We start from the raw sequence: 17,294 nt of genomic DNA, 5'->3' as shown, positions 1-17,294 counted from the left end.
AAGCCTTGACGACAGAAGGACGGCGTGCATTGATTGTAGAGGATTACCAGGCTGCAGCGGAAACCTTTAAGGAGTTGCTGGAGATGCTGGGGCATGAGGCTGATTATGTCACCCAAGGGGCTGACGTGGAGCCGGCATTGGCGAGTAAGCGCTATGATGTGGTGTTCATGGACATCAACCTGCCAGATATTCCCGGATTAACCCTGGTCAATCACTTGCGTGAGCGCTTGCCGCAACAGCATATGCCCAGCTTTGTTGCATTCACGGGATTTGCGGCAGCAGATGTCGTGGGAGCCGATACCATCTTTGATGCCTATCTGGAAAAGCCGCTAGACTTACCTAGCCTGGAGCGGGTGTTGCAATCACTGTCATGAGCAGCGAAAACGCACAATACTGGCAGTTGGCAGGTATACAGCATGCGATTTTCATGCGTATCTTCCCCAGTCTGCGCCATGGGCTGGTGGGGCCAATCTCTATCGCCCGGATGAGTACCAGCATTGTCCGCAAGCTATTGACCAAGGAAGGGCAGCCCGGCATTGCCGAACAAGTTGCCCGCATTGACCAGCAATTACAAGAGGCAGTGTTAGCGATACGCGCACTGCAATCATGGGAGCCTGCTGCCAACGAGTTGGCCAACCCGCTCGACCTCATCCAGCAGGGCTTGCAGATCATGACCACGCCTTTTGCCATGAGCCAGATAGAGGTGAGTTTGGAGGATGATTGGGCAAGCTCCTTGCCCACAACCCCAGTGGCGCAACGCGCTTTTTTATATGCTTGGTTGGGTGTGTTGTGCCATTGCCAGGACAGCATCAAGGGCCAGGCCGTGTTGAGCATTACAGCAAGTCTGCCCCAAGCAAATCCAGGGCTTGTTATTACTTTGCCTGAGACTGTTACTACTGATGCTCCCGCTATTAATGGCCCCGGTTTGCTGATCGACCAGGATGCTTTGCATATACTGGCCCTGCATGCCGGATGGACGATGCAATACGGCCACCGGCAATTATCTTTCACATGGGCTTAGCCTTAACACAATAACGGTCGTTGCTTGACCGGGGCGTGATAATAATCCGTCAGGCTTGCCAGCATATGTTCATCATAGATCGTGAGCGCATTATTGCGGATGCTGTGCAGCCCTAGTTGTTCCAGCTTGCGCAAGGTCTTGTTGGTATGCGCGAGCGATAATCCCAATGCATCCGCAATTTCCTGTTGGGTAAGGGGAAATGGAATGGTCTTGCCTGGGGTGGGGTAGATGGCTTTGTAGCGTTTGTAAAGGTGGAGCAGCAGCATCGCGACTTTTTCCAGCCCACTTCTCGCGCCTACATTGATGAGATTGTCATCCACAATTTGCTCTTCTTGGGCGCAGAGCCAGGTGATGTCATAGGCCAGCGCTGGGTGATGCTCGTAAAGCTGCCATAGTTTCTGTCTATCTAGTTCGCACAGGGTGACAGGCGTCAATGCCTGTACACTGCTGCTGCTATTGTCGAGCAGGTTCTGCTGCAAGCCAATGAGATCGCCTGGAAACAGGAAATTCAGAATCTGCCGGTTGCCATTTTTCAGCGTGCGATGACGATATGCCCAGCCGTCTAGCAACGTGTAAAGCTGAGAGGTGGTCGCACCCTCCTGCACGATGATCTTGCCTGCAGGCAAGGTGACTTGGCGCAGCTTGAGTTGCTCGATAAAGGCAATTTCGTCTGGCTCATGATCCTTAAAGCTTTTTTGTTGGCGTAGGTAGGTGGTGAGGTCATCCATGTGACTTCCTTATTGTGTTTGTATGCTGTCCGGCTGCTTGATCAACGTCATTGTCGGGTGTAGTTGTAGATAGCTGATGGCTGGCGGTAGTTCCCTCGGGTGCATAGGGTATGACAAGATGGGTTGAGTGGCATATAGGCTAGTTGATGCTAGCCATGAGGCAATGCCTCTATGCCCAAGCGGTGGTTGGCAGGCACGGCAATATCTATCGACTCTGGCTTGGGTAAATCCAAGGCGTTCATGATAGTGATGAACGCTTCGCGGCTTTTGCCCGCCAATCGTGGGTTAATGGCTTTCTCCTGGCCAATGCAACTGACGCGATGGCCTTTGTAATCGTGACCAGGATATACCAAGGTTTCATCCGGCAGCGTAAACAACTGCTGGGTAATGCTATCGTAAAGTGTCCCCGGGTTACCGCCCTGAAAGTCTGTCCTGCCACAACCATTGATGAGCAGTGCATCCCCCGTGAAGACGCGATCAGCCAACAAGTAACTGACGCTGCCCAAGGTGTGTCCTGGAGTAGCCAGTACCTTGATGGGAGTGTTGCCCAAGGTCAGCTGGTCGCCATCTCGAAGCTGCAAATCAGCCGCCAGTGCATTGCAACGGCTACCAATCCCGGTCAGGGTATTTGTCTTTTCGCGCAACATCCCGCTGGCAGTAATGTGGTCTGCATGCACATGGGTTTCTAGCGAATATTTGAGTACCAGCCCATATTGATCAAGCAATTGCAGGTAATGCTCCAGTGCCGAATCCACCGGGTCAATCAACAATGCTTCGTGGCTTGCCTCATCTGCAAGCAAATAGGTCAGGGTCGAGGATTCCTCATCAAACAACTGCTTGAAAATCATGAGATTCCCTTCTTTGTATATTGCGTCCGCATGCTACCCGTATGAAGAGGTAAGCATGTCCAACTGATGTCTTACAGACACCGTGCTAGTGATGTTGTTCCGCCTATACGTTGTCAAGATGGCAGTAAATGGGAGTAATTATGCAAGCGGATAGGATGCTTCCGCATTGATTGTGCGTGTTTGGTCCATCTTCCAAGGCGGCACTAGTGTTTGAGAGGTGGAAACAAAGACCAGGCTCAGCGTTCTGGGCTAATAATGTCCAATGATGTGCCAATGCTATTTTCTGGCAGATAGTCAGACCCAAACCTGCGCCATGATCTCGACGATGAGCACCACGCCAAAAACGGGTCAATATTTTTGGCAATTCTGACGGATTTATTCCAGGGCTCCATTCACGGATGGTGATCATCCCTTTCCCAAGCGTTGTCACCAACGCAAATGTCGCATCAGTCCTACATCTCACGCCTGTTTCGTTTTGTTAGGAAGCTGCCTAATTTCTGCCCATTTCTCTTGCATCAGATTGAATCCAAAGGCCAAAGCGGGCAAAAGCATGAAAAAAATGTGGTATGGTAAAAAAGTCATCATTCATTTCACACCCGAGGTGAACCTCAACATTAGTCAATCACGTTAGGAAGTTACATGATTTTCAAGGAAAGACTTATCCATGCTGCCATCTTTGATATGGATGGCACAATGTTCGATACAGAACGCCTCCGATTCACCACTCTCAAGCAAGCGTCTGCCGAACTGTTCGGCGAAACCATCAGCGATGAAATCCTGCTCGGCTCCTTGGGCTTGAGCGCAAAAAAGGCGGAAGAGCTCGCCAAAAATCGTTATGGCGAGGATTATCCTTATGCCGCCATCCGTAAGCGTGCCGACGAGCTGGAGCTAGCCCATGTGCGCAAGCACGGGGTGCCAGTTAAGCCCGGTCTGTATGAAATCCTCGAGCGCCTTAAGCGCAATGGCTTGCTGATGGCAGTGGCTACCTCCAGCCGACGTGCCATTGCCGAGGAGTATCTGATCAATGCCAATGTCATGAAGTATTTCGACATGACCGTCTGTGGTGACGAGGTGAAGCAGGGCAAGCCGCATCCTGAAATCTTCCGTACCGCTGCCGGGGAACTCAATTGCTTGCCCGAACACTGCTTGATGTTCGAGGATTCGGAAAATGGATTGCGCTCAGCCTCCGCGGCTGGTGGATTGCCGATCTTGATAAAGGATATCAAGGAACCCAGGCCCGAGATCAAGGCCTTGGCCTATCAAGCCTACGACAGCATGCCGGATTTTCTGGCTGACCTTGTGAAGTTTACGCCGAACTTGCCCAAGCCCAAATTGACGGATGCCTTCCCCCAGACCATCAATCACATACGTGCTGGCATTCATGGTTTTGGTGCCATGGGTGGTGGTTACTTGGCGCAGATATTCTCGCACTGGGATGGCTATACCCGGCCTTGGGAAATCATCGGCGCCAGCAATAACACGACGCTACGCAGCCTGGTGAATGCCTTTGGCAAATATGACGTGCATTACAGCAATCTGGCTTTTCATCAGACCATAGACCGTATCCGCTTGATCGACATGGCAGATGAGGCCGCCGTGTGCGAGATGTATGCGGTGTGTGAAATCATTGGGCTTTGCCTGCCAGAATCCGCCATCAAACAACAAGCCACTGTGTTGGCAAAAGGGTTGATTGCTCGTTATCAGAATGGGGCGGGGCCACTGACTATCCTGGTGATCCTCAACAAGGTGGGTGGGGCGGCATTCGTCAAGCGGCAGGTGAAGGAGGCGATGTTGCGCCTGTTGGATGTGCAGCAGGCAGAAATGGTGATGGAGAGTGCGTGTTTTACCGAGACGGTTGTTAACCGCATGGTGTCAAAAATACCGAAAGAAATTCTACTGAAGCAGGCCAGGATTAATTTCGCTAGTTTTGAAAAGCAGACCCAGCAAAAAAGCTTGACGCTTGTTGGCAATATGGCGCCTATGCAGCAGGAATCTGTGCTGTTGGCCGAGCCCGGTTTGGGCAAGATCGTGAGCCAGCTCAAGCATGCTTCCCATCTCAATCGTGCGCTGGATCAGCTCGGCGTGACCTTGTTTGAAAGCGGTCCGGACATGGTGTTGTATGCCAAAAAGGGCGGCAAGATACTGGAGCGTTTGCGCCAAGTGCAGACCGTGGACAATATTGCCGAGATACAGGCAATCAAGAACCGGTTGCTGAACGGTACACATGCGATCATCGCGTGGTATGCCAGCCTGCTGGGTTACCAGACGATAGGGCAAGGCATGGGTGACGAGCGCGTGGTGATGTTGGTCAAGCGTCTGGTGAACAATGAGATCAAGCCAGCCATGCTGCAGGAAAACCCTGCATTGGCGGAGTACATCAACACCTCCTTCGTGAATAGCTTTATCGCACGTTGCAAGGCTTCCTTCAAAGACCCATGCCGCCGTATCGGGCGTGACCCGCTGCGCAAGCTGCAGCGTAATGAACGCATCATGGGCAGCATCAAGCTCGCAGCTCGATATGGCATTCAAACGCCCATGCTGGAATTTGGTGCTGCGCTGGGCATTTTGTATGCATTGCGCCTCGTGACACCTGAAGACAAGGAGTGCCAGCGTATCAAGGCTGTGTTCGAGCAGCATGGCAATGTGGCGGATGTATTGGCCTTGCATGGCGATTATCATGGCAAGCCTTATCAGGGGCTGGATCAAGAGCAGGATAGTGCGCTGATCGAGCGTATCGCTGAGCACCTACGTCAGTTGACCAATCCTGCATCCGCGCATTGGCAATGGCCCTTGAGCTATAACTATGCCGAGGAGTTGGCGTCTTGATGGGCATCGCTGGGTGGCGTGCGTGGTATATTGGCGAGACCTTACGGAAGGAATGACACAACACATGACGATTGCAATTAACAAGATCAGTGATCAATTCAGCAGTTGCCCACAACTGCATGTTGATCAAGTAGCCGAGGCCGCTGCCGCTGGCTTCAAGACCATTATCAATAACCGTCCTGACGGTGAAGGTGGCCCAGAACAACCCAAGAGCGATGAAATTCGCCAGGCAGCAGAGGCTCATGGCCTGCGGTATGTACATATTCCCGTCGTGCCCGGCCAGTTGACGCTGGTTCAGGTGGAAGAGCTTGTAGGCTTGCTACCAGACTTGCCTACACCTATCCTGGGCTTCTGCAAACTGGGTGCCAGGGCCGTCAATATCTATCAGCAGGCACACGCCAGGAGCTGATGAGTCGATATTGAACGATGTAATAGGCAAATAAAAACGGCATCCTGTACTTTCTTACCAGGATGCCGTTTTTTTTGAGGTCAGGAGGTTTTACCCTGCGGCCTGTTTCAGTTGCTCCAGGATGGCAGGATTATCCAGCGTGGAAATATCCGAGGTGATTTCCTCACCCTTGGCCAGAGAGCGCAGCAGGCGGCGCATGATCTTGCCAGAGCGGGTTTTGGGCAGGTTCTCGCCAAAGCGGATTTCATCTGGCTTGGCAATCGGGCCGATTTCCTTGCCTACCCAGTCACGCAGTTGGGTGGCAATGGCTTTAGCTGCTTCGCCTTCGGGACGCTCACCTTTAAGCACGACATAAGCGACGATGGATTCGCCCTTGATCTCATGCGGTTTTCCTACAATCGCTGCTTCGGCAACCAGTGGGTTGGCGACTAGAGCCGATTCGATTTCCATGGTGCCCAGGCGGTGGCCCGATACATTGAGCACGTCATCAATGCGGCCCATGATCCAGAAATAGCCATCCTCATCGCGGTGTGCGGAATCGCCAGCTAGATACAGGCCTTTGAGTTCTTCCGGGAAGTAGGATTTCTTGAAGCGTTCTTCATTGCCCCAAATGTTGCGAATCATGGAAGGCCAAGGCTTTTTCACCACCAGCAGGCCACCACCGGTACCTTCAATATGGGTGCCGTCTTCTTCGACGATATCCATGATGATGCCGGGCAAGGGGCGTGTACAGGATCCTGGCTTGAGATCAATCGCACCGGGCAAAGGGGCAATCATGTGCGCACCGGTCTCCGTCTGCCACCAGGTATCGGCAATCGGGCAACGCTCCTTGCCCACCACTTTGTGATACCACATCCAGGCTTCGGGGTTGATCGGTTCGCCCACAGTACCTAGCAGGCGCAGGCTTGAGAGGTCGTATTTGTTAGGCAGATCGCCACCTAGCTTGATCAGTGAGCGTATTGCGGTAGGCGCAGTGTAGAAAATGCTCACCTTGTGGCGTTCTATCATCTGCCAGAAGCGGCCTGCATCGGGATAAGTGGGTACACCTTCAAACACGACTTGAGTGCTGCCAAGTGCCAGTGGACCATAGGCGACATAGCTGTGGCCAGTAATCCAGCCCACATCTGCCGTGCACCAGAAAATATCGCTGGCTTTGTGGTCGAACACCCATTTCATGCTCATGATGGCACCGAGCAAATAGCCGCCGGTAGAGTGTTGCACGCCCTTGGGTGTGCCAGTTGAGCCTGAGGTGTAGAGGATGAATAAAGGATGTTCGGCATCTACCCAGGTTGGTTCGCAATAGTCGCTCTCGGCGGCTTCGATGTCATGCCACCACAAATCGCGTTGCGGGTTCCAGGCAATATCGACGCCGGTGCGTTGGTAGGCGATGACATGTGTCACTGCTTCGCAGCCACCCAATGTCAGTGCTTCATCCACGGCTGATTTCAGTGCGACAGCCTTGCCGCCACGCAAGCCACCGTCGGCGGTGATCACCAGCTTGGCGCCGACATCCACAATGCGTTCATGCAGGCTCTTGGCCGAGAAACCACCGAATACCACGGAGTGAATCGCGCCGATGCGGGCACAGGCTTGCATCGCGATGATGGCTTCTATGCTCATCGGTAGGTAGATAATGACGCGGTCGCCCAGGCCTATACCTTGTTTTTTTAGCGCATTTGCAAAACGGCTAACGCGTTGATGCAGTTCTTTATAAGTGATGTTTGTGACATCACCATTATCGGCTTCAAATATCAGGGCAATCTTGTTGGCGCGCTTCTCCAGATGCCGATCAATACAGTTGTAGGAAGCATTGAGCTTGCCATCGGCAAACCAGCGAAAGAATGGCGCGTTTGATTCGTCCAGGGTTTCGGTGAAGGGGGTATGCCAGGTGATTTCCTGTTGGGCAAGCTGGGCCCAAAAGCCGGTGTAATCCTGCTCAGCTGCATCGCATAATGCCTGGTAAGCTGGCAATCCCGATACAGTGGCGGCTTGGCGGAATGTTTCGTGCGGCGCGAAAATGCGCGTTTCCGTCAGCACGGACTCAATGGACGACATACAAACTCCTTCAAAACTCTATAATGAGGTTATGAATAGCGGTGGTGGCAATCGCTCAGGCATCACCGATAATGTTAGGAAGCGAATTATAACATTTCATTTACAATTTCAAGATGCGCACACTATCACAGATTTTGCAACCAGATACAGCCTTATCCACTGATGAAGAATATTTATTGCATGCGACCAAGTGCAGCCCATTTATCGCTCGCCTGATCAATAGCGATGCAGAACTATTGCCGGAGCTGGCGGCAAGCTTGCATAGCGCATGGTCTGCGGCTGAAATGCAAGCCTGGCTGGCACAACAAGAGGTTGTCGATGATGCCAGCCTCAAGCGTGCATTGCGCAAGTTACGCCAGCGCGTCATGTTGCGCCTGATCGTACGCGACCTGAATGGCTTGGGTGGGCTGGATGAAGTGATGGTGGTGGTGAGCGCGTTGGCGGAAGTCACCCTGCAATACGCCTTACAGCACCTGACGCCTTGGCTGGAAGCGCAGTATGGTGAGCCGATAGGCGAGGAGAGCGGCGAGCGCCAGCATTTCACTGTGGTGGGGATGGGCAAGCTGGGCGGCCATGAACTCAATGTGTCGTCTGACATCGACCTGATTTTTGCTTTCGCTGAAGATGGCGAGACCAACGGCGCAAAGGCCATCGGCAACGTCGAGTTTTTCACACGCTTGGCCAAGCGCCTGATTGCCGCCATTGATGAGATCACCGAGGATGGTTTTGTCTTCCGTGTTGACATGCGCTTGCGCCCCTATGGCTCCGAGGGGCCATTGGCCTGCAGCTTTGCCATGCTCGAAGAGTATTACCAGAACCAGGGGCGTGAGTGGGAGCGTTATGCCTGGATCAAGGGCAGGGTAGTGGCAGGGCCTGACCAGGGCTTGAGCCAGATGCTGCGGCCTTTCGTGTTTCGCAAGTATCTGGATTTTGGCGCGTTTGCTTCCATGCGCGATCTTAAGGTGCAGATCCAGCGTGACGTCAATCGCCGCGATATGCACGACAACATCAAGCTGGGGCGTGGTGGTATCCGTGAGGTCGAGTTTATTGCCCAGGTGTTCCAGTTGATTCGCGGTGGGCGTGATGCCAGCTTGCAGGTCAAGCCTACCTTGTCTGTATTGCAATTGTTGGACGAAAAAGGCTTGCTACCTACCAGTGCAGTGCAGGAGCTGCGTGCGGCTTATATCTTCCTGCGCAATCTTGAGCATAGGCTGCAATACCTGGAGGATACGCAAACCCAGGATTTACCTGTGAATGACGAAAGTCGGCAACGTATTGCGCTGGGGATGGGCTACGCCACGTGGCAGGATTTTCTCAACGTGCTGGAGCGGCATCGCAGCGTGGTACAGCGGCATTTTGAGGAGGTGTTTAGCGAGCCAGGCGAGGATAGTCAGGCAGAGCAAGCGCCGCGCCAAAGTGAGGCTGCATTGTGGAAACGCCTGGTGGAAGGCGAGGAGGCGGTTGGCATCATGGCACAGCTAGGCTACCAGGAGCCAGCCGATACATTACGCAAGTTACTCAGCCTGCACGATAGCCCACGCTACAAGCAATTGCCTGAGCTTAGCCGCCAGCGCTTCGATACCCTGATTCCATTGGCTATCAGGGAGGCTGCCCAGGAGCCCAAGCCGGACCAGGCCCTGATCCGTGTCGCGGATTTACTGGATAGTATCTGCCGACGTGCAAGCTATCTGGCGCTCTTGGCCGAGTACCCTTCAGCCTTGACCCTGGTGACGCGTATTGTCGGCGCTAGCCCCTGGCTGGCTCAATACCTGACCCAGCACCCGATTCTGCTGGATGAATTGCTCGACACGCGTAATCTCTATGCCGCCCCCGATTTTGCTGCCATGCATGCAGACCTGGAACAGCGATTGACATCGCTATCAGGGGATGTAGAGCGACAAATGGATGAAATGCGGCATTTCAAGCACGCTGCCGTATTCCGCTTTGCTGCCAAGGATGTGGCGGGGGAACTAGCACTGGAAACACTCTCGGATTACTTGAGTGCATTGGCCGACATCATTCTCGATGTGGCGATCAAGGCTATCTGGCCTGGCTTGCGTCATCGCCATCGGGATGAGCCGCTATTTGCCATCATTGGCTATGGCAAGCTAGGTGGCAAGGAGCTGGGCTACGCTTCCGACCTGGATATCATCTTTCTGTATGACGATGATGCGCCAGAAGCTGGCGAGGTGTATGCCAAGCTTGGGCAACGCGTGAATACCTGGCTGAGCAGCATGACGTCGGCAGGTATGCTCTATGAAACAGATATGCAATTACGCCCGGATGGTGCGAGCGGATTATTGGTGAGTTCGGTGCAGGCATTTGAAACCTATCAACAGGAAAAAGCCTGGGTCTGGGAGCATCAAGCGCTGACGCGCGCCAGGTTCTGCGCGGGTAACCAGCAGATCGGTGCGACGTTTGAGCGTATCCGCGACAGCGTATTGCGTCAGCCGCGAGAGCAGCAAGCATTGGCGGCAGAGGTTGTCTCCATGCGTCATAAGATGCATCAAGCGCATCCGAATCATGGCGAGCTATTTGACCTCAAGCATGATCGCGGTGGGATAGTCGATGTCGAGTTTATCGTGCAGTACTTGGTGCTGGCGTACGCGCCGCAATATCCTGAACTGACACGCAACCTGGGCAATATTGCCTTGCTTGACATATTGGGGAGCTTGCAGCTGATTGATGCAGTGCTGGCCCATGAGGTGGCGCAGGTCTATCGAGATTACCGTCGGCGTCAGCACGCCATCCGGCTACAGGGAGACCAGAAGGCGCGTGTGCCATTGGCTGAGGTAGAGCAGGGAGTCTTGGCTGTACGTCGCTTGTGGCAGCAGGTATTCGGCGCTGCGAGTTAGCTAATCCACGCGGGCCGGACTGTGCGCGATCACGCGCATAAACCGCGCCAGGATATTAGGATCCGTCTTGATGCCTTCTTCTGTCGCCAGTGTTTCGATGATTTCGCCATGATTGCGTGCTCGGTGATAAGGGCGTGTGGTTGCCATGGCATCATAGGCATCGGCAATTAGTAGGATGCGCGAGGCCAGCGGAATATTGCTGCCCGACAGCCCATCAGGGTAACCGCTACCATCAAAGCATTCATGATGGTGTCGAATGATATGGGCAATCTCATCTGCATACGGATGCAGGGTATTGCGAAACAGGCGCTCTCCCTTCACCGGATGCATCTTCATGATGCTCCATTCCTCAGCGTCCAGTGGGCCTGGTTTTAGCAGGACACTATCTGGGATACCAATTTTACCGATGTCATGAAAACGAGCGCCGAAGGCGAGTAGGTTGAGTTCTTGCTGGCTGAGGCTGCATGCCATGCCGATCTCGCGGGCGAGCAGGGAAACCCGGTCGCAATGCTGATGGGTGTAGGCATCTCGCTCATCCAGGGCAAGAAATAAGGCCTGTGCGGATTCAGCAAGATAAGACTCAAAGGAGGTCGGGGCAACTGCGTGCGGAACACTGCCTGTCAAAGCCAACCTCCTGCGACTATTTTACAGATGCTGGAGGGGTACAACGTTTAATCTCAATCAGTTTGAAGCTAGATATTACGTAACCTTAATATTAGGGCGTAGATTAACATAGCCTCGTAATGATTGAAATAGTTCGTTAGCAGGCGGGATTCTTGTCGATGATGGCTTGCAGGCTCTTGCCGGTTTTGCCTGTGGCAAAAGGTGCATGGTATTCAATGTCATATACCATCCACTCACCATTCTCTTTTCTCAGAATCACCTCATCGTCCCAGCGCTGGGTCTTGCCATTTTTTTCCAGGGTGAAGTGGATGGTGGATTGGCGTCCAAACTGGTTAGGGAGGCTGGGGTCTATGCTGAAGCTGGTGAACCCTGCGTCATTTGAGGTGAATAGATCGCCTGTGGTCCAGGGCGTCATTTTATCCCTGGAGCGGCAGCGGTGCTGCTCGCGCAACGCGATATAGAAAATTCGGTGTAATTTAGGGATGAAGTGCTGGGAAATTGCGTCCAGTTGCTGCATATTGGGTAGCCCGACGACTTTGCTGCTTTTCTGCAGGGAGGCGTAATCATCAAAGAAGCGTACAGCAGCCTCCCTGGCCTCGTCCTTATCCGATTTTGCGGCATTTACCGGGAAGGCAAACAATGAGCACAGTGTCAGTGCAATGGCAAGGTAAGGCCTGATCATAGGGCAGCTCCGGTAAATGCGGTCATGGGATGAAGATGGCGCATTAGAGCATGTGGGTAAAATAGCAGGCAAGCCTTGTTCAGGCTTGCCTGCTAGATCGGGAAAAAATCCGTATTCTGCTTCATTAATTTGCTGATTTTTCAGCAGTCACACGCCAGATAGTGTTACCTACATCATCTGCTACCAACAAGGCACCTTGTTGATTGACCAGCACGCCAACCGGGCGGCCCTGAGCTTCACCTTTCTGGTTGAGGAATCCAGTGAGTACATCGACGGGGTAGCCAGATGGCTTGCCATCTTTAAATGGGACAAATAACACCTTGTAACCGCTGCTGGGCTTGCGGTTCCAGGAGCCATGTTGGCCGACGAACATGCCATTGGCATATTGCTTGGGCAATTGATTACCTGCGGCTGCAGCCAAGCCAAGCGATGCCGTGTGTGGGCCGAGTGCATAATCCGGCACCAGGGCATTGGCAACCAACTCTGGTTTTTGTGGTTGCACACGTACATCAACATGGTTGCCATAGTAGCTATAAGGCCAGCCATAAAAGCCACCATCCTGCACCGAAGTGATGTAATCCGGCACCAGGTCACTGCCGATTTCGTCGCGTTCATTCACGGCGGTCCAGAGCATGCCGCTCTCTGGTTCCCAGGCCAGACCATTCGGGTTGCGCAATCCAGAGGCAAAAATGCGGTGTTCACCTGTCTTGACATCCACTTCCCAGATAGCGGCACGGCCTGATTCGATCTCCATGCCGTTTTCCCCAATATTGCTGTTGGAGCCGACGGTGACATACAGCTTGTTACCATCTGGGCTGGCGATCAGGTTCTTGGTCCAGTGATGGTTGAGCGGCAGGCCGGGGAGGTCTACCAGCTTGGTGGGCGGTGTCGTGATGCTGGTGGCTCCTTCCTGATAGGGAAAGGTCACCACGGCATCGGCATTAGCGACATAAAACGTATTGCCGATGAGTGCCATGCCAAATGGGGAGTGTAAATCCTTGAGGAAAACCGAACGCTGGTCGGCAATGCCGTCGCCATCCGTATCGCGCAGCAGGGTAATGCGGTTGGCACTAGGCGTGCCAGCACCTGCACGTGCCATGAACTTTCCGGCAATCCAGCCTTTCAGGCTGAAGCTGTCATCACCTTTGGGAGGGCTATTGGTTTCTGCCACCAGAATGTCGCCATTGGGTAATTGATAAAGCCAGCGTGGATGTTCAAGCTCCTTGGCAAAAGCATTGACCGTGGTGCCTTCGGCGGCACGTGGTTTTCCTTCTGCTGGCCAACCCACGGCAGTGGCGACATTAACAGTGGGAATCAGGCTGCTGCGTGGCTCCGGCAACTCCGGCTTGGTGCCAGTGCCTGCCGAGATGGATAGCTTGGCAACATCGCCACAGGCGCTGAGGGAAAGGGTAATCAGGGCAGGGAGCAATAGTCGATGCATGATGATGGTCCTTGATGTCATCCAGATAGGGGGCGCTCATGTTCTATAATGAGCGTATGGATTTGTTTATATGCGCAGTTTAATGACGCATCATGCTGAAAGAAAGTTCTGATTTGACGACATCTTTTCTCCCTGATACTCCGCTGGTTTCCTGGCAGGAGGGTTCAGACTTACATCAGGCTCAGTGGCGATCAGAAAACCACAGCAAGCCGCCGGTGCGTGTACAAGTCGTTGATGACACGCTCAAGGCAGATCATGCCTATCGTTTAGCGTGTGAAGGTACAGCATTGCTGTGGCGGGGTGATTTTCAGAATGCCCGCCAGTTATTGCAGGCGATGGCGCGGAGAATGGATCGCAAGCCAGCCAAGGCTTCATCTTCGCTGCTCGATGCATTCAACCTACATCGGCAGGCAATGGCGCAACGGGCTCGTGTGTTGGGCATGTTGTTGGTTGAGTTGGATGCGGATTACACCATTGCCTTGCGACGGGCACCCGATGTGAAGGAGGCTTGTTTGCAGGCTTATGGCGAAGCTGAGCATTCATCGCTGATTTCACTACGCGAGCTGCAAGGCGTGATTGGCGCTTATGAGTGGCGCAAGAAGGGTGTGGAGGTGGCCGCGCTGGGTGCGCAAATCCACCCGCATTACGGCGTGTTTTCGCCAGTGCGCGGGGAGTATGTTGATCTTGTGGCCCAGGCTGTCTTGCCAGATAGCGAGCTGGCATTTGATATTGGCACTGGTAGTGGCGTGCTGGCGGCGGTGTTGGCACAGCGAGGTGTTAAAAAGGTGATCGCCACTGACCAGGATGCTCGTGCCCTGGCATGTGCTCGTGAAAATATGCAGCGCTTGGGGTTGTCGCAGCAGGTGGAAGTGATGGAGTGCAACTTGTTTCCTGAAGGCAAGGCAGGTTTGTTGCTGTGTAACCCTCCCTGGATTCCCGCCAAGGCGAATGCAGCCATTGAGTATGCGATTTATGACCCTGGTAGCGCGATGCTCAAGGGCTTTCTCAATGGCGTCACGGCGCATTTGCTACCGCATGGTGAGGCATGGCTGATTTTATCGGATATTGCGGAGCATCTAGGTTTACGAACCCGGCAGCAATTGCTGGAGATGTTCGAGAGCGCAGGGCTCAAGGTGATTGCCAAGTTGGATACCCGGCCAAGGCATGGTCGTGCGAGTGACGATACCGATCCGCTGCACCAGGCGAGATCGGCAGAAGTCACTTCATTATGGCGGCTGACCGCGATTTAGGCCGCTTCTGAGGTTTCTTCAGTCTCTTCAGTAGTGGTGTCATCAGCTGCTGTGTTGTGCTTGTCGAAGCTGGCCTGCAGTTTATCGAATGCAAGCAGCGCCTTCGTTAGCTGTTGATTAAAGCGTCGTGTTTCTGCGAGTTTCAACAAGTCATCGCCGCCAGATTCATGGCCTTTGCGTTCATGCAGCACCTCTTCAAAAATCATCTGCTTTTTCTGTTGGCGCTCGCGTACAAATTGCCGGTAAGCATTGCGCAAGGAAGCTCGGTCTGGTGGCAATGGGCTATCGCTTACGGCTTGCCAATAGGGCAACTCTAGTTCAAACGCGGCCTGATCATGATCCAGGTGGCGCGCCAGGCTGGGGAGTAGTTGTAAGGCCATCGACAAGCGCAACTGGTTTTGGACCAGCTGGTTGAGCAACTCGGCTTCTTGGGCGGACATGCCTTGCTGGGCAAGTTGCGCGATGTAGTGATGCAGGTTTTGCAGGATTTGGCGGTTATCTTCCAGTAATTGACTATCCAATTTAGCTTGCTGGCCCATCATCAGTGCCAGGCGCGCGATCAGTTGCCCAGCACGCATGCCCTCAAGGCTCATCGCTTTAATGGCCAAGCTGGGAATAGCTAAACTGGATTGGTCGAGATTAAAGGAGCCCATCGGAGTCGGCGCCTTGAACTTGGTTTCCAGCCAGCGGATCAAAGGGGGCGTCAGCGGGTACATCAAGACCACGCCTAATGCATTGAAGGCTGTGTGAAACAAGGCCAGGATGAATTGCGGTTGGGTGTCGTTAAAGATTAACTGGGCCAACTCCTGAATGCCCCAAAGTAGAGGCTTGAGCATCAGCAAGGCCACAATCGCAGTGAGCACGTTGAACAACACATGCAAGCTGGCTACACGCTTAGCCGTGGCTGTGGCCGCCAGAGTGGCCAGCAGGGCAGTGGATGTTGTGCCGACATTGGAACCAATCACTACCGCCGCCCCGATTTCCAATGGCACTGCGCCGGTAGATACCGCGGTGACGACCAAGGCGATGACCGCCAGTGAAGCTTGCATGACCACCGTCAGCAACACGCCAGCCAGCATGGAAAGCACAATACCCCAGACACCCAGGCTGGTCAGGTAGGCAAAATCGACATTAACAAAGGCAGAGTCGAAGGTTGTTTTCAGGTAGCCCAAGCCCAGAAACAACAGCGCAAAACCGGTTAATGCCTCACCAATCCCTTGTTTCCTTGATTGTTTACTTAATAGCTTCAGCATGACGGCAATGCCGAGGATGGGTAGGGCCAGCTCATCCAGCTTAATGCTGCCACCTACCACGGCGACCAGCCATGCGCTCAGGGAGCTACCCAAATTGCTACCGTAAATGACAAACGCTGCAGCAGAAAGCGACAAAATATTGGCATTGGCAAAGCCAATGGTCGCGACGGTAATAGCAGTGGATGACTGCACAGCGAGTGTACTAACACTGCCGATGAAAATGCCTTGCATCGGTGTGCCGGTCCAGCGTTGCAGCAGTTGCATGAAACTGGGGCCAGCCGCGGTTTTCAACCCGCGTGTCATCCAGTCGATGCCGAGCAACATCAGGCCGATGGCACCCAGGCCCATGAAAAGGTCATACCACATGAAGTTTGAGAGTGCCTGCGTATGGAATAAAGGTGCTAGTTTAACCTGAAGTGTTGTTTTGCTCTGTCAGAGGATGGCTAATTCGAGAGAATGGATGATTGAGGAGTGTGCGGGGATGTATAACGCTGGTTTTGATCTGAAGGGGTAAAAGTGCACTACTGCATATGTTGCAGCAGTGCACGAGTCGTCGATTAGGCTTGCTTGCGACGGCGTGCTGCGAAGCCTACAGCACCCAGACCCAGCATGAGCATGGCATAGGTGGATGGTTCAGGTACTGCGGCAACTTGATCGACTTGGAACGCCAGGGATTGGGAGAAGCCGATGTTGAAGTTCAATGTATAAGAGCTGATTGGGGTGGATAGGTTGCTTAAATCCCAAGTGTAATAATAGTAATCAGCCGCTGTGCTAGTGTCGACGAAGTTGACCAGTGTGCCAGCAATGGCTTGGTTGCCACCGTTGTAACTTAAGGTCAGGCCAAAATCACTACCGCTGAAGTTATTGATGATGCCTTGAAAAGCGATGCTGCTAATATCACTCGCAATGGTGTTGTCAGTAAATGCGATAGCAGCAGTACCATAAAGGCCGAAGCTGGCAGGGTAGTAAGAGCCAGACAACAAAGTGAGTTTCGCATCGCCAGAGCCTGCTACATTTCCGGTAGTGCCAGCGGCCAATTGCGCATCAGTCAGCGGGGCTGCATTGCCATTAGTGTCTACACGATTGCGGTTCAGTTGGTTCCAGCCATCGAAAGATACAGAGTTTGCTACATCGATAAAGCTATCGTGAGTTGCGTTCGCTTGGGCGAGGCTGGCTACAGCAAGCAGGCTGGCACCCATTAGAATGCGCATGGCGGTGATGTTCATGTGATTTTTCCTTTTAGTTGAATAGTGATTAACCGGGCTTTCCCAATGAAAGTCCGGATATCCTCACCAGCAACCT

The 17,294-nt window shown here is 53.3% G+C and carries 15 protein-coding genes; 6 read left to right on the top strand and 9 right to left on the bottom strand.

From position 1 onward, the window contains the following. The first annotated feature begins 5 nt into the window (after positions 1 to 5). Together ACIKP9_RS04485 and ACIKP9_RS04480 are read left to right on the top strand one after the other, a co-directional pair. Positions 6 to 374, top strand: a complete 369-nt coding sequence (locus ACIKP9_RS04485; protein ID WP_400879836.1) for a response regulator — start codon at positions 6 to 8, stop codon at positions 372 to 374. After that, complete coding sequence (locus tag ACIKP9_RS04480; RefSeq protein ID WP_400879834.1) at positions 371 to 1,021, top strand: hypothetical protein; 651 nt, start codon at positions 371 to 373, stop codon at positions 1,019 to 1,021. Before ACIKP9_RS04485 ends, ACIKP9_RS04480 begins: the two co-directional genes overlap by 4 nt. Before the next feature lie 2 nt (positions 1,022 to 1,023). On the opposite strand, the gene ACIKP9_RS04475 is transcribed toward ACIKP9_RS04480, so the two are convergent. The 3 genes from ACIKP9_RS04475 to ACIKP9_RS04465 form a co-directional block, all read right to left on the bottom strand. Next, positions 1,024 to 1,749 (bottom strand): Crp/Fnr family transcriptional regulator, encoded by a 726-nt coding sequence (locus ACIKP9_RS04475; protein WP_230347502.1) that lies wholly within the window; start codon positions 1,747 to 1,749, stop codon positions 1,024 to 1,026. A gap of 149 nt (positions 1,750 to 1,898) precedes the next feature. Next, positions 1,899 to 2,594 carry an MBL fold metallo-hydrolase gene (locus tag ACIKP9_RS04470; protein WP_400881856.1) on the bottom strand — a complete coding sequence of 232 codons (696 nt, stop codon included), beginning with the start codon at positions 2,592 to 2,594 and terminating at the stop codon, positions 1,899 to 1,901. A gap of 106 nt (positions 2,595 to 2,700) precedes the next feature. Further along, positions 2,701 to 3,006, bottom strand: coding sequence for an ATP-binding protein (locus ACIKP9_RS04465; RefSeq protein WP_400879830.1), 306 nt, complete (start codon positions 3,004 to 3,006; stop codon positions 2,701 to 2,703). A gap of 230 nt (positions 3,007 to 3,236) precedes the next feature. Here ACIKP9_RS04465 and mtlD point away from each other — a divergent pair, with 230 nt between their 5' ends. Both mtlD and ACIKP9_RS04455 read left to right on the top strand, forming a co-directional pair. Beyond that, entirely contained in the window at positions 3,237 to 5,423 is a 2,187-nt protein-coding gene (gene mtlD / locus ACIKP9_RS04460) for a bifunctional mannitol-1-phosphate dehydrogenase/phosphatase (protein WP_400879827.1), read from the top strand. A 64-nt stretch (positions 5,424 to 5,487) separates the two neighbouring features. After that, complete coding sequence (locus ACIKP9_RS04455) at positions 5,488 to 5,832, top strand: TIGR01244 family sulfur transferase (protein ID WP_400879824.1); 345 nt, start codon at positions 5,488 to 5,490, stop codon at positions 5,830 to 5,832. Between the two features lie 90 nt (positions 5,833 to 5,922). On the opposite strand, the gene acs is transcribed toward ACIKP9_RS04455, so the two are convergent. Next, positions 5,923 to 7,887, bottom strand: a complete 1,965-nt coding sequence (gene acs, locus ACIKP9_RS04450) for an acetate--CoA ligase (RefSeq protein WP_400879821.1) — start codon at positions 7,885 to 7,887, stop codon at positions 5,923 to 5,925. Positions 7,888 to 8,000: 113 nt separating this feature from the next. Between acs and glnE the strand changes: the two genes are divergently transcribed. After that, on the top strand, positions 8,001 to 10,742 hold the full coding sequence (glnE, locus tag ACIKP9_RS04445) for a bifunctional [glutamate--ammonia ligase]-adenylyl-L-tyrosine phosphorylase/[glutamate--ammonia-ligase] adenylyltransferase (RefSeq protein WP_400879818.1): 2,742 nt from the start codon (positions 8,001 to 8,003) through the stop codon (positions 10,740 to 10,742). Here the strand turns inward: glnE and ACIKP9_RS04440 are convergent, their stop codons facing one another. The 3 genes from ACIKP9_RS04440 to ACIKP9_RS04430 form a co-directional block, all read right to left on the bottom strand. Next, on the bottom strand, positions 10,743 to 11,366 hold the full coding sequence (locus tag ACIKP9_RS04440) for an HD-GYP domain-containing protein (RefSeq protein WP_400879816.1): 624 nt from the start codon (positions 11,364 to 11,366) through the stop codon (positions 10,743 to 10,745). 136 nt (positions 11,367 to 11,502) lie between these two features. Beyond that, on the bottom strand, positions 11,503 to 12,048 hold the full coding sequence (locus ACIKP9_RS04435) for a DUF3828 domain-containing protein (protein WP_400879813.1): 546 nt from the start codon (positions 12,046 to 12,048) through the stop codon (positions 11,503 to 11,505). Between the two features lie 124 nt (positions 12,049 to 12,172). Then, positions 12,173 to 13,489 (bottom strand): PQQ-dependent sugar dehydrogenase, encoded by a 1,317-nt coding sequence (locus tag ACIKP9_RS04430; protein WP_400879811.1) that lies wholly within the window; start codon positions 13,487 to 13,489, stop codon positions 12,173 to 12,175. Between the two features lie 92 nt (positions 13,490 to 13,581). On the opposite strand from ACIKP9_RS04430, the gene ACIKP9_RS04425 reads away from it, so the two are divergent. After that, positions 13,582 to 14,739, top strand: coding sequence for a methyltransferase (locus ACIKP9_RS04425; RefSeq protein ID WP_400879808.1), 1,158 nt, complete (start codon positions 13,582 to 13,584; stop codon positions 14,737 to 14,739). Here ACIKP9_RS04425 and ACIKP9_RS04420 read toward each other — a convergent pair. Together ACIKP9_RS04420 and ACIKP9_RS04415 are read right to left on the bottom strand one after the other, a co-directional pair. Continuing rightward, a complete protein-coding gene (locus ACIKP9_RS04420; RefSeq protein WP_400879805.1) occupies positions 14,736 to 16,358 on the bottom strand; it encodes a Na/Pi cotransporter family protein in 1,623 nt (540 codons plus the stop codon). The two genes, ACIKP9_RS04425 and ACIKP9_RS04420, sit on opposite strands and share 4 nt — an antisense overlap. A gap of 191 nt (positions 16,359 to 16,549) precedes the next feature. Next, positions 16,550 to 17,218 (bottom strand): PEP-CTERM sorting domain-containing protein, encoded by a 669-nt coding sequence (locus ACIKP9_RS04415; RefSeq protein ID WP_400879802.1) that lies wholly within the window; start codon positions 17,216 to 17,218, stop codon positions 16,550 to 16,552. Positions 17,219 to 17,294: the final 76 nt, after the last annotated feature.

The organism is Methylobacillus methanolivorans (assembly GCF_044751345.1).
GTDB classification, from domain to species: Bacteria; Pseudomonadota; Gammaproteobacteria; order Burkholderiales; family Methylophilaceae; genus Methylobacillus; species Methylobacillus methanolivorans.
This window is presented reverse-complemented; position numbering and strand designations above follow the sequence as displayed.

Excerpts from the sequence above, each read along its gene's own strand:
- ACIKP9_RS04480 (WP_400879834.1), top strand. The coding sequence starts at position 371 with ATGAGCAGCGAAAACGCACAATACTGGCAGTTGGCAGGTATACAGCAT.
- ACIKP9_RS04475 (WP_230347502.1), bottom strand. The coding sequence starts at position 1,749 with ATGGATGACCTCACCACCTACCTACGCCAACAAAAAAGCTTTAAGGAT.
- ACIKP9_RS04465 (WP_400879830.1), bottom strand. The coding sequence starts at position 3,006 with ATGATCACCATCCGTGAATGGAGCCCTGGAATAAATCCGTCAGAATTG.
- mtlD (WP_400879827.1), top strand. The coding sequence starts at position 3,237 with ATGATTTTCAAGGAAAGACTTATCCATGCTGCCATCTTTGATATGGAT.
- ACIKP9_RS04455 (WP_400879824.1), top strand. The coding sequence starts at position 5,488 with ATGACGATTGCAATTAACAAGATCAGTGATCAATTCAGCAGTTGCCCA.
- acs (WP_400879821.1), bottom strand. The coding sequence starts at position 7,887 with ATGTCGTCCATTGAGTCCGTGCTGACGGAAACGCGCATTTTCGCGCCG.
- glnE (WP_400879818.1), top strand. The coding sequence starts at position 8,001 with ATGCGCACACTATCACAGATTTTGCAACCAGATACAGCCTTATCCACT.
- ACIKP9_RS04435 (WP_400879813.1), bottom strand. The coding sequence starts at position 12,048 with ATGATCAGGCCTTACCTTGCCATTGCACTGACACTGTGCTCATTGTTT.
- ACIKP9_RS04430 (WP_400879811.1), bottom strand. The coding sequence starts at position 13,489 with ATGCATCGACTATTGCTCCCTGCCCTGATTACCCTTTCCCTCAGCGCC.
- ACIKP9_RS04425 (WP_400879808.1), top strand. The coding sequence starts at position 13,582 with ATGCTGAAAGAAAGTTCTGATTTGACGACATCTTTTCTCCCTGATACT.
- ACIKP9_RS04420 (WP_400879805.1), bottom strand. The coding sequence starts at position 16,358 with ATGTGGTATGACCTTTTCATGGGCCTGGGTGCCATCGGCCTGATGTTG.
- ACIKP9_RS04415 (WP_400879802.1), bottom strand. The coding sequence starts at position 17,218 with ATGAACATCACCGCCATGCGCATTCTAATGGGTGCCAGCCTGCTTGCT.